Source organism: Desulfuromonas sp. AOP6 (assembly GCF_009731355.2).
Classification (GTDB): Bacteria; Desulfobacterota; Desulfuromonadia; order Desulfuromonadales; family SZUA-540; genus SZUA-540.
On record NZ_AP022810.1, the window covers coordinates 1452488 to 1464634 of the forward strand.

The following is a 12147-nucleotide window of genomic DNA, read 5'->3' on the forward strand; positions in this document are numbered from 1 at the left end:
TATGCCTATCGATAAGATTTTTCTTGCTGGATTTGTCGCGATCTTTGCCGGAATAGACAGGACGGCCATGTGGCAGTTCATGCTTTCTCGTCCCATCGTGGCCGCGCCCCTGACTGGCGTTTTGCTTGGCGATGCCGGGGCGGGTTTGCTTGTGGGGGTCCTGGTTGAGCTGCTTTGGCTGGGCCGACTTCCCGTGGGGGCGGCCATCCCGCCGGACGATACCCAGGTGGCGGTGGCGGCAACCGCCCTGACAGCTATATTGGGGCCTCTGCAAGGATATGAGGGGCCTGCCTTCGCCGTACTGGCAACAATCGTCACGCTGCCCCTCGGTAAGGTCGGGCAGCTTTTCGACAGGGCGGCACGCTATGGTAACGGCCGACTTTTAACTCGAGCGGAAGAAGCCGTGGCAGAGGGAAGGGTGGACCAGATCGAACGATTGCATCTCTGTGGGTTGGGAAACTTTGCCTTGGCTGCCCTTGCCACCTTTGTTGTTCTCTTTATTTCGGGATCGTTCCTTGTGACCTGGGGCGGCCCGTCAGTCTTCCCCCTGATTGATAAATCAATCGCCTGGTGGATTGTCGCCTTTCCCTGTATCGGGGCGGGGGCCATTATGGGTACCATCAATGTGACGCGAAGAGCTACGTTGTTTACCGCATCTTTCGCTACAGTATTCCTGACTCTTTGGCTCCTTTAACGGATGAATGAGATGAATCGCAAGTTGCCTGCCATAATTATCGCGCAGATTCTACCGCGCCTGTTCCTGCTCCAGGCCAGCTGGAACTTTGAGCGGCTCCAAAGCTTGGGTGCTCTTTACGTTATGGCGCCCGGCTTGCGTTTTCTCTATCAGGGGCAGGAACTCTCCATGGCATTTCAACGTCATCTTTCTTATTTCAATACCCACCCTTATATGGCTTCTCCTGTGCTCGGCGCAGCCCTCGCCCTGGAAGAGTCTGGAGCCACCGGAAAAAACTCCGTGCTTGGTGTCACTGAATTCAAGGAAATGACCATGGCGCCTTATGCCGCCATGGGTGATGCCCTTTTTTGGGGTGCTCTTCGTCCGCTCTCCGCCGGCGTGTCCCTGTTTTTCGCAGTCAAGGGTTCCTTGTGGGCGCCCGTGGTTTTTCTACTCCTTTTCAACGTCCCCCACTTATGGATGAGGGTCGGCGGGTTTTTCCATGGCTACCGCAGTGGTCTGCAGGTCGTCGAGGTTCTTCAAAGGCGAAGTCTGCCTGACCTGGCGCTTCGAATCAAGGAGGCGACCGTTGTTCTGCTTGGTGGACTGACCGCTTTTTTGTCTTTTCAGCTCATGGAAAATGAAAAAATTTTCCCTTTATGGGGTTTTGGAATCTTGGCAGCCATCGGCGGCATTGCCTGGATGATTCACCGCCGGGTATCGGTTTTGTTTATGGTTATGTTTGTTGTTTTTCTGCTGCTTGTGATGACATGGTTTGGTAGCTAGAGGAGAGGCGATGGACGGTAAAGAATTCAGAATTATTAACAGGCTCGGCTTGCATGCCCGTGCGGCGGCTCAACTTGTGCAGACCGCCAACCAATTCAAAAGTGAAATAACCGTCAGGAAAGACGATCTGGAAGTTAACGGAAAAAGTATCATGGGGCTGCTTATGTTGGCCGCACCGCAAGGATCGATCATTCATGTGTCCGCTGATGGCGTGGACGAAGCTGAGGCGATGGCGGCTATTGGAAAGTTGATTGATGACGGCTTTGGAGAAGACTGATCTTTTGCAGGATACCATGCTCATTGGAATCGGTGCTTCACCCGGCATCGCTATCGGGGAGACCTATATGGTCAACCGGGCGCGTATGTCCGCCGTGGAGCGAGCTATTGATGAGGGGGCCGTCGATCAGCAGATAGCGGCCTTTATGGATGCGGTCAATCTTTCCAAAAGGCAACTTGAAGAGGTCAAGCAAAGCGTTACGGACAGGAACCTGTCCGAGCATATCTATATCATCGATACCCATCTGATGATCCTTGAGGATCAGATGCTTCTTGATGAAACCAGGAAGCTGATCCGTGAAGAAAGGATCAATGCGGAAGGAGCCCTGAAAAGGACGCTTGATAAGTTCCGCAAGGTCTTTGAAACGATTGAAGACGAGTACCTCCGGGAGCGACGCTCCGACATGGATTTTGTCGGGGAGCGGCTCCTGCGGAACCTTCTTGGCGAACACCAGCAATCGCTCAAGGATATTGATCGCAAGGTCATCGTCGTAGCCCACGATCTTTCACCCGCCGATACCATGCAGATGGACAAAAGCAAGATTGTGGGATTCGTGACCGACGTCGGCGGGAGAACCTCCCATACCGCCATTCTAGCCCGCTCCATGGGCATTCCCGCGGTCGTTGGTCTTGAAAACGTTACCTCTTTTGTCCCTGGTGGTACCCCTGTCATTATTGACGGAACCGCCGGCCTCATGGTCCTGCACCCGACCGAAGATATCTTTAAGGAATATCTACGGAAAAAGCAGATTTTCGAGTATCGGGAGCGTGAACTTCTCAGCTATAGGGATTTGCCGGCGATCACCCTCGACGGTCATCGGGTGGCCTTGCGTGGCAACGTCGAAATTTCTGAAGAGGTTCCCCTAGCCCTGCAGCAGGGGGCTGAAGGAATAGGTCTCTACCGTTCTGAATTTCTATACATGAATCGACTGGTTCCCCCTTCAGAAGAGGAACAGGTCGAAGCGTATCGCGATATTGTCGAGCAGATGAAGCCCCATGTCGTGACGATTCGTACACTGGATGTCGGCGGCGACAAGTTCGTTCCCGAGATCAACCTGTCGGATGAGGCCAATCCCGCCATGGGGCTTCGGGCGATAAGGTTCTCCCTCAAGGAAAGACGTCTTTTTAAAACACAATTGCGTGCCATTCTAAGAACTTCCGCTTCCGGAAAGATTCGCATCATGTTCCCTATGATTTCCGGTGTGGCTGAAATAAGGACGTGCAAATCATGCCTGGAAGAAGCCAGAGCCGAACTCGTCGCGGAGGGACTTCCCTTCGATGAAAATATTCCCGTAGGGATCATGATCGAGACGCCTTCTGCGGCTCTCATTGCTCATCTGCTGGCCCGGGAGGTCGATTTTTTTTCTATCGGAACCAACGATCTGATTCAATATTGTCTGGCCGTGGATCGTAGCAACGAGCATGTGGCCTATCTTTACGAGCCTCTGCACCCGGCTGTGCTGGCGGCCATAGGCATGATCTGCTCAGCGGCTCAATCTGCCGGCATCGAGGTGGGGATGTGCGGGGAAATGGCTGGTGAGTCTATGTATGCCCTCGTGCTTCTGGGGTTTGGCTTCACCGAATTATCGATGAACGCCCCCGGCATTCCCAGGGTCAAAAGAATTCTTCGGCAGGTACGGCGAGACGAAGCGGAAAACCTCCTCCATGAGATGATGAAGCTCTCAACAGCCAGCGAGGTGAAGCAATATCTTGAAGAGGCCATGACGAAACGATTCCCTGATCTTTTTGAGCAAAAATCCTTCTGAGCTGGCAACGGTCTTGACAGTAAAGGACATTTTGGTTAGAGTTTCGCGTTTCGAGCATTCATTGTTCACCACCTGACAAGGGAGACTAGAACCCATGCCAATGACTGATTTTCTTTTTACGTCCGAGTCGGTAGGCGAAGGCCATCCTGACAAAGTTGCCGACCAGATTTCGGATGCCATTCTTGACGCTATTCTCAGCCAGGACACCAAGGCCCGCGTGGCCTGTGAAACCCTGGTGACCACAGGCATGGCCATGATTGCCGGCGAGATTACCACGAGCGCCTACGTGGATATGCCTCAGATTGTTCGCAATACCATCAAGGAAATCGGGTACGACGATTCTTCCATGGGGTTCGATTACGAAACCTGTGCCGTCCTGACTTCTATTGACCGGCAGTCTCCCGACATTTCCCAGGGTGTTACGGAGGGGGAGGGGCTGTTCAAGGATCAAGGGGCCGGGGACCAGGGTCTCATGTTCGGCTATGCCTGCAACGAAACAGCTGAACTCATGCCGATGCCCATCATGTTTGCCCATCGTCTGACCAAGCGGTTGGCTGATGTACGCAAGGGCGGGCTGGTTTCCTTTCTTCGCCCTGACAGCAAGTCGCAGGTTTCCATCCAGTACATCAACGACAAGCCCATAAGGGTCGATTCAGTCGTTATTTCTTCCCAGCATACCCCTGATGTAAGTTATGACACTCTCAGGGAATTCATCATGGATGAAGTCGTCAAGCCGATTATCCCTGCTGAGCTACTCGATGAAAATACCAAGTATTTCATCAACCCCACCGGACGTTTTGTCGTCGGTGGACCCATGGGCGACTGTGGTCTCACCGGACGAAAAATTATCGTCGATACCTACGGTGGCCAAGGTTCTCATGGTGGTGGAGCCTTTTCCGGCAAGGATCCCAGCAAGGTCGATCGCAGCGCCTCCTACATGGCCCGTTATGTCGCTAAAAATATTGTCGCTGCCGGTCTTGCCAGTAAATGCGAAGTCCAGCTCGCCTATGCTATCGGTGTTGCCGACCCTGTTTCGGTCATGATCAACACCTTTGGTACAGGTACGATCCCTTCCAACGACATTGCCCGGATTGTTCAGGAAGAATTCGACATGCGTCCGGCCGGTATTATCAAGACTCTTGATCTTTTGCGTCCGATTTATCGCAAAACAGCAGCTTATGGGCACTTTGGCAGGGAGCTTCCCGAGTTTAGCTGGGAGAAAACCGACAGAATCGATTCCCTGCGCAAGCGCGCCGGCATCTGAAACACTAGAACTTGAAAAGTAAAAAGGCGAACCTTCCGGTTCGCCTTTTTACTTTTCAGGAGGATGTCTTGGACCATTCCCCTCAAGCTGGCCCTAATCCTCAACTGTCCGTCATCGTGCCTGTCTATAACGAGGCGGCGAATCTTCTCGAGCTATTTTCAAGTCTTAAAAACCAGTCAGGTATAAGGTTTGAGGTGGTTCTGGTTGATGGGGGATCGACCGATGACACTTTCATGCAGTGCCAGCAAATCGCCGCCACCGTTCATTTTGATTGCCGGGTCATCAGGGCGGATAAGGGGAGGGCGCAGCAGCTTAATGCCGGTGCCCGCCATGCCTCAGCTCCGGTCCTGTTTTTTCTCCACGCGGACTCCCGCTTTCCCCACCCTTTGGCTCTTGCTGACAGCCTGGAATCCCTGTCGATGGTTTGGGCGCGCTGCGGACATCGCCGCGTTGCCGGACGTTTCTCATTACGTTTCTGGCGACAGCACGGCAAGCCGCACCGGGGCTACTACTTTTATGAAGCCAAGGCAAGGCAGGATCGCTATCAGTGTATCCACGGGGATCAAGGCTTCATGATGGCTGTCGACTTCTTTGCAGAGATGGGACGCTTTGATGAGAATCTTCCCCTGCTTGAAGATACGAAACTGGCTGATCGCATTTTGACGAAGGGCCAGTGGTTGCTCTTTCCGGCAGAGATTCAGACCTCGGCCAGGCGCTTTGAAACCGAAGGTTTGGCTGCCCGGCAATGTCTCAATGCCATCATCGTCAATTTTTCCTGTATCGGATTCGACGCCTTTTTTGCAAAGGCGGCCGACATTTATCGCACCCAGGACCAAAGCGGCCCCCTCAAGCTATACTCCTTTTTCAAGCTGGCGCATCATCTTCTGGCACAGCAACCCGGCCGGCGTCAGCTGCAATTGTGGTATCGCACCGGCAAGTATGTCCGTTCCCAGGGCTGGCAGTTGGCCTTTTGGGTCGATGTTAACCGGGCTTTTAAAAGAGGCCTGCCGCCCGAAAGGGTGCACACCGCTTTTCTGAAACGGTTTGACCGACTGTGGGATGCGACGACAGACCATGCTTTAGGGAACGGGATAGCGACGTTGCTGACCGCGATCTGCTTTTACCTGGCTTTTCTCGGGCTGGCGATAACGAAAAACCGTTTTTCCAACAAGAACCCGCACCCGATCAAGGGAGGATAATCATGACCGTTCCCAAAGCCACGATCGACTCCATTCATGAGATTCCGCTTCTAAAAACACTGGGAATTGTCGCTGTGGAAATTGGAGAGCGGCATGCCGTTATGAGGGCCACAATCGATGAGAGGCACCTGAATTATTACGGTGGCGCGCATGGTGGCCTGATCGCCACCCTGGTCGACACGGTATGTTTTTTCCCTGCTCCCCTCCTTCCTGCCGGTCTTGCTGTCACTACGTCCAATTTGAATGTGAATTATCTGCGGGCTGTCCATCCTGGGGAGACTCTCATAGCCAAATCCGAAATTGTTCACTTGGGTCGTCGCACTGTCAGCCTCCGGGTTGTGGTGCACAGCGAGGAAAAACTTGTCGCTCAGGGCATGGCAACGCTGATTGTGCTGAACCCTTCGGCGGTTTAAAGAGAGTTCGTCGTTTGGAAACTTCTCGATTCGCGCCCTTTTTGCTCCACATATCCCTTGACCTGACCCTATCCTTGTGTTAAATCAAGAAATCCTGATCTATTTAAGCCGGAAATTTTGATTTGACACTTTCTCTCTTAAAATCTCTCGCCGATTCAACGCGTCTGAGGCTGGTTGCCATTCTTTTCCGCGGAGAATTTACCGTTCAGGAGTTGACCGAGATTCTGGACATGGGGCAATCGCGGGTATCGCGCCACCTCAAACTCCTGTTGGATGAAAAAATCCTGAGTGTTCGGCGGCAAGGCACCTGGTCCTACTATCGTGCCTGCAAGGAAAATCCCCTATTTGTCGAGATTTGGCCGGTCCTCGATGCCACTCTGGCCATGGAAGCCTTTCCTCGTGAAGATCTCGGGGCCATGGCGGCGATTTATGAAAAACGTCGTCGCAAAAGCCAGGATTTCTTCAATCATCATGCCAGTGAATGGGATGGACTTTCACATCGTCTTCTCCCCACCACCCCTTACGCTGAGCAGCTTTTTGACCGGATTCTTCCTTGCCAAAACCTGGTGGAGGTAGGCGTCGGTACCGGCAATCTGCTCCCTTCTCTGGTGTTCTTGGCGCAGACAGTTGTTGGTGTGGATCAATCGCCGGCCATGTTGGCGCAAGCGCGTCAGCGCATCAGTCTTGATGGCCCTTGTCACATTGAGCTTCGCCTTGGCGAGATGTCTCATCTTCCTGTTCTTTCCGCTAGTGCTGACCTGGTCCTGGTTAACATGGTTCTTCATCACGCGGCCAACCCCGGAAAGGCCTTCAAGGAATTTGCCCGGATCCTCAAGGATGAAGGCAAGGTGGTAATCGCGGACCTGCTTCCCCACCAGTATGAATGGGCCCGCGAGAGCCTGGCTGATCTCTGGCTGGGTTTTGAGCGCGGCGATCTGGAAAGCTGGCTGGACGAAGCTGGTTTATTCCTGGCAGACTATCGGACAATTCATGGTACGGCCGACAGGCAGGGTGTCTTTATTTTAGAAGCGATCAAAAGGTGTACAGAGCAGATAACCAAGTGAAAAGGAGTCTTTCATGACAGACAAGGATTTTAAGGTCAAAGATATGTCTCTAGCCCGGTGGGGGAGACAGGAGATTGAGATTGCCGAAACGGAAATGCCCGGACTGATGGCGCTTCGCCAGGAATTCGGTGCCAACAAGCCTCTCAAGGGCGCGCGCATTGCCGGTTGCCTTCACATGACCATCCAGACGGCCGTTCTGATCGAAACCCTTATTGACCTGGGCGCCGAAGTGCGCTGGAGTTCCTGCAATATCTTTTCAACCCAGGATCATGCCGCGGCGGCCATTGCTCAGGCCGGGATCCCGGTATATGCCTGGAAAGGGGAGACGGAAGAGGAATACTGGTGGTGTGTCGAACAGACTATCGAGGGGCCCGACGGCTGGCGGCCGAACATGCTGCTGGATGACGGCGGCGACCTCACCCAGGTGATGCACGAAAAATACCCTGAGCTCATGGCCCAGGTCAAAGGCCTTTCTGAAGAGACGACTACCGGAGTTCACCGTCTCTATCAGATGGAAAAAAACGGTACCCTGAAGTGTCCCGCTTTCAACGTCAACGATTCGGTGACCAAAAGCAAGTTTGACAACCTCTATGGCTGCCGGGAGTCGCTGGCCGACGGCATCAAGAGGGCCACGGATGTCATGGTGGCGGGCAAGGTGGTTGTCATTGCCGGTTATGGCGATGTCGGCAAGGGGTGTGCCCAGGCCATGCGGGGACTTGGGGCCAGGGTGCTTATTACCGAGATAGATCCTATTATCTCTCTGCAGGCCGTCATGGAAGGGTATCAGGTTGTCACCATGGAGACGGCGGCTCCTCTTGGAGATATGTTCGTGACCACGACCGGCTGTCGGGACGTTATCACCCGCAAGCACATGGAGGCGATGAGGGATCAGGCTATCGTCTGCAATATTGGTCATTTCGACCTGGAGATCGATATCGCTTCGATCCGCGACCTGGAGTGGATCAATATCAAACCGCAGGTGGATCATGTCGTCTTTCCCGATGGAAAGCGTTTGATCGTGCTGGCCGAAGGTCGTCTGGTCAATCTTGGCTGCGCTACCGGTCATCCTTCCTTTGTTATGTCGGCGTCCTTTACCAATCAGGTCATGGCGCAGGTGGAATTGTGGACCAACCCCGACAAATACGAGAATAAGGTTTATATGCTGCCTAAAGTTCTCGATGAAAAGGTGGCCCGCCTCCATCTCGATCGTCTCGGCGTCGAATTGACGACTCTCACCCGAGCTCAGGCTGAATATCTCGGAGTGCCTGTTGAGGGTCCTTTTAAGCCTGAATTCTATAGGTATTGATTCAAAAGCCCAGCAGATAAAACAGCAAGAGCCCTGTCATTAACAGGGCTCTTGCTGTTTATAGCAGGTTGTCGTGGCGACAAGGCTCAGCTGCGTGTCGACAGGAGCATCCACCCTCCGATCAGGGCAAAAAGCACATGGGCGGACCAGGCTGCCACGGCGGGGGGCGCCACCCCGGAATAGCCGAAAGCCTGCATGGCCGCCATGATGACATAGTAGGCGAAGCCGATGACAATGCTCAGGGCGACACCCGTGGCGACATTGGTCTGTCTTCCTCTCTGCAGGGCGAAAGGGATGCCAAGCACGGCCATGATGACGTTGGCAAAGGGTGTGGCGAGACGTGAATGCATATCCACCTTGTAGCGGACCGGGCTATGCCCCTCGCTTTCCATTTTTTTAACCAGGGCAGAAAGTTGACGGAAGTTGAGGGCTTCCAGATCCGGTTGGTTTTCTTTGAAATCGTCAGGCGTCTTCGATAGGGGCAGGATTTCCTGAGCCAACTTCTTCTCGCCAAGCATCTCTCCGGATAGGGGTGTGAACTCCCGGTGCGTGACCTGGCGGAAGACCCAGCCCCGATCATCCGTATAATGGCCTGAAACTGCATCCGTGCGTCGGGTTAGCCGAAAATGGTCGTCAATGTGATAAACGGTCATTCCGGTTATCGTTTTGCTTTCCGGTTCAACAAGGCTGATATTGACAATATCGGACCCTTCGCGAAACCATAGCCGATCGCGCTTAAAGGTAATGGAGGTCTTTCCCCTGACCTGTTCCTCATAAATCGTGTTGGCGGTCTTGACACTTAGGGGGAGGACGAATTCATTCATCGCCAGGATAGCCAGCGCTGTCAGCAGGGAGGCCAACAACAGGGGCCAGGTTGTTTTAATCAGGCTTAGGCCGCAGGATTTTATGGCGGTTAATTCATTGGTGCGGGTCAGGCCGCCGAGGGTCATGAAGACGGCCATAAGGACGGCAAGGGGGGTGACCTGACTGACGATCAGCGGGATTTTGTTTGCAAAATAAAGCAGATACTGGGATGCGGACGCTCCGTGCTCAATGAAGTTGTCCACTTTTTCGAAAAAATCGACCAGCAGGTAGATTCCGACGAAGGTAGCGCTGGCGAGAAAAAAAATCCGGATATAGATGGACAGGATGTAGCGGTTGAGTAGAGTCACGGGTCTACCTCCTGCGTTGGATTAGACGGCGGAACCGATCCATGCCTTCAAGGAGAAGATCAAGAAGGATGAAACGTCTCTCCATGGCCGCCAGATGCAGAAGGTGCAGTCCGCCGGCAAAGAAAAGAATGGTTGGGGCCCACATCGTCGGAATTACAGGAAAAATCCCTTCGGTTGCCAACGTTTTGGTGAAGGAAAAAAGGATGTAATAGACCAGAAAAACAATCAGGCCAATGGCAAAGCCCCCCCCTTTTCCGGAGCGATGTGACTGGATGCCGAGCGGAATGCCGATCAGGGCAAAGAGGAGCGGCGCCAGGGGCAGGACCAGGCGTTTGTGCCACTGAACACGATAACGGAGGAGTTCTTCTTCGTTTTTTGCTTCCCTGATAGCTGTGCTTAATTCGGAAAAGCTGAAGTCCTTGTCCTTTTTCTTGACAGTCTGCCCGGCTTCCATTTCTTTTCCCATACTCAGACTGATGTCATAGGTGGAAAATCCTATGGTCTGGTAGCTGTTTCCCTGGGATGATTTGGGTCTGCGGTGGATATTTCCGTCTTCGAGTCGAAGGGTCAGGGTGTAGTTTCCGGGATCTGAAAAAATACGCCCTCGTTCCGCAAAGATCGTCGAGCCTTCTTCATCCGTGCGCTGATCTGAAATAAAAACGCCCTTCATCACGCCGGATTGCTCATCGAATTCGTTGGTATACAGAACCAGTCCATCGAAATCATCATTGAAAACTTTTGGGGCTATACCCACCGTGGCTTTGCTGGCGGCGATTTCAAATACTTTACTGCGAAAAGCCGCATTGCCGGCCGGTTCACCGTAAAGAGTGAGAGTTCCGGTCAGTAAAGAAGCCAGCGCGGCCAACAGGAAGACAGGTTTGAGCATGCCGTACAGGCTGATGCCGGAAGCCTTGAGGGCTATGGTTTCGCTTTCGGAAGATAGGCGTCCGAAGCCGAGGAGCACACCCAACAGAAAGGAAAGGGGGATGGTGATGACCAGAAAAGCGGGAAGCAGAAAAGCGAAAAGGAGAAATATCTCCTTGGCTGGTACCCCTTTGTTGAGCACCATCTCCACCAGTCGGATAATCCTGCCCATGAGGATCATCAGGGTGAAGACGCTAAGTCCCAGCAGGGCTGGCGTCGCTATTTCCCGTGCAATGTATCGATGAATTCTAGAGGCTGGCATGGCTGCAGATAATATAAGGTTATCCGCGCCTTGTAAACTGTAATCCTGAAATTTTCCTTGAATTCCTGGGGTGAGCATGGTATAGACACGCGTTATCCTAAAACGCACGTCCTTGGATCCGGCCGGATGGTGCCTCCTGATGGGTCAGGGGGATCCGGAGGAAAAGAAGAGGGCGGAGGCAATCAACCGAAACAAGGAGAAAAACATGTCGCAGATCAGCATGAAGCAACTGCTGGAAGCCGGTGTTCATTTCGGCCACCAGACCCGTCGTTGGAACCCCAAAATGAAGCCCTATATCTTTGGGGCGCGCAATGGTATCTATATCATTGACCTGCAGAAAACGGTTCGCCACTTCAAAAATGCCTACAACTTCATCAAGGAGACCGTAGAGCGTGGCGATAAGGTACTTTTTGTCGGCACCAAAAAGCAGGCACAGGACGCCATCAAGGAAGAAAGCCTGCGAGCCGAGCAGTATTTTGTCAATGACCGTTGGCTCGGAGGTATGCTCACGAACTTTTCCACCATCAAGGGGAGCATCGACCGCCTGAAGAAGATTGAAGTCATGAGCACGGACGGCACTTACGATCTTCTTCCTAAAAAAGAAGTTCTGCAGCTCGAGCGTGAAAAATCCAAGCTTGAGAAGAGCCTCGGCGGCATCAAAAACATGCACAAAATGCCCGGCGCCATTTTCGTGATTGACCCCAAGAAAGAAACCATCGCTGTTAAAGAAGCCCGCAAACTGGGTATCGCTGTCGTCGCTGTCGTTGACACCAACTGCGATCCTGACGATATCGATTATCTCATCCCGGGCAATGACGACGCGATTCGCGCCATCCGCCTCTTCACGGCCCGTATCGCCGATGCCTGCATGGAGGGAAGCCAGGCCAGAGAAGCCGCCATCCGTACCAAGCAGGAAGGTGCCGACGAGGCTCCGGAAGAGGCCGCTGCTAAAGAAGAGGTCTCCGGCCAGGCCGCTCCGGCGGAAGCCTGATCTTTCAAAACGAGTCATTTATCTCAGGCGACCGGATAACCGGTCGCCTTT

General features: G+C 53.2%; 12 protein-coding genes. 10 read left to right on the plus strand and 2 right to left on the minus strand.

All coding sequences use genetic code 11. The features are described 5' to 3' along the window. The first annotated feature begins 1 nt into the window (after nt 1). From AOP6_RS06800 to ahcY, 9 genes are all read left to right on the plus strand, one after another. Nucleotides 2-694: a PTS sugar transporter subunit IIC gene (locus tag AOP6_RS06800; RefSeq protein ID WP_155875954.1), complete on the plus strand. Its 693-nt coding sequence runs from the start codon at nt 2-4 to the stop codon at nt 692-694. Between the two features lie 12 nt (nt 695-706). Next, a complete protein-coding gene (locus AOP6_RS06805) occupies nt 707-1459 on the plus strand; it encodes a PTS system mannose/fructose/sorbose family transporter subunit IID (protein ID WP_213194805.1) in 753 nt (250 codons plus the stop codon). Nucleotides 1460-1469: 10 nt separating this feature from the next. Further along, a complete protein-coding gene (locus AOP6_RS06810) occupies nt 1470-1736 on the plus strand; it encodes an HPr family phosphocarrier protein (protein WP_155875958.1) in 267 nt (88 codons plus the stop codon). Between the two features lie 16 nt (nt 1737-1752). Next, nucleotides 1753-3501, plus strand: a complete 1749-nt coding sequence (ptsP, locus tag AOP6_RS06815; protein WP_225897371.1) for a phosphoenolpyruvate--protein phosphotransferase — start codon at nt 1753-1755, stop codon at nt 3499-3501. 94 nt (nt 3502-3595) lie between these two features. Next, entirely contained in the window at nt 3596-4765 is a 1170-nt protein-coding gene (gene metK, locus AOP6_RS06820) for a methionine adenosyltransferase (protein WP_155875962.1), read from the plus strand. 68 nt (nt 4766-4833) lie between these two features. Next, the gene (locus AOP6_RS06825) at nt 4834-5964 is read left to right on the plus strand and encodes a TIGR04283 family arsenosugar biosynthesis glycosyltransferase (protein WP_213194806.1); all 1131 of its coding nucleotides are present in this window, start codon (nt 4834-4836) and stop codon (nt 5962-5964) included. Between the two features lie 2 nt (nt 5965-5966). Continuing rightward, nucleotides 5967-6377, plus strand: coding sequence for a PaaI family thioesterase (locus AOP6_RS06830; RefSeq protein WP_155875966.1), 411 nt, complete (start codon nt 5967-5969; stop codon nt 6375-6377). Nucleotides 6378-6499: 122 nt separating this feature from the next. Further along, on the plus strand, nt 6500-7441 hold the full coding sequence (locus AOP6_RS06835; protein WP_155875967.1) for a metalloregulator ArsR/SmtB family transcription factor: 942 nt from the start codon (nt 6500-6502) through the stop codon (nt 7439-7441). A 13-nt stretch (nt 7442-7454) separates the two neighbouring features. Then, nucleotides 7455-8747, plus strand: a complete 1293-nt coding sequence (gene ahcY / locus AOP6_RS06840; protein ID WP_155875969.1) for an adenosylhomocysteinase — start codon at nt 7455-7457, stop codon at nt 8745-8747. An 86-nt stretch (nt 8748-8833) separates the two neighbouring features. On the opposite strand, the gene lptG is transcribed toward ahcY, so the two are convergent. Both lptG and lptF read right to left on the minus strand, forming a co-directional pair. After that, complete coding sequence (gene lptG / locus AOP6_RS06845; protein WP_155875971.1) at nt 8834-9919, minus strand: LPS export ABC transporter permease LptG; 1086 nt, start codon at nt 9917-9919, stop codon at nt 8834-8836. 4 nt (nt 9920-9923) lie between these two features. Then, nucleotides 9924-11105 carry an LPS export ABC transporter permease LptF gene (gene lptF, locus AOP6_RS06850; protein ID WP_213194807.1) on the minus strand — a complete coding sequence of 394 codons (1182 nt, stop codon included), beginning with the start codon at nt 11103-11105 and terminating at the stop codon, nt 9924-9926. Between the two features lie 205 nt (nt 11106-11310). On the opposite strand from lptF, the gene rpsB reads away from it, so the two are divergent. Beyond that, nucleotides 11311-12096: a 30S ribosomal protein S2 gene (gene rpsB, locus AOP6_RS06855; RefSeq protein WP_155875974.1), complete on the plus strand. Its 786-nt coding sequence runs from the start codon at nt 11311-11313 to the stop codon at nt 12094-12096. Nucleotides 12097-12147 lie beyond the last annotated feature (51 nt).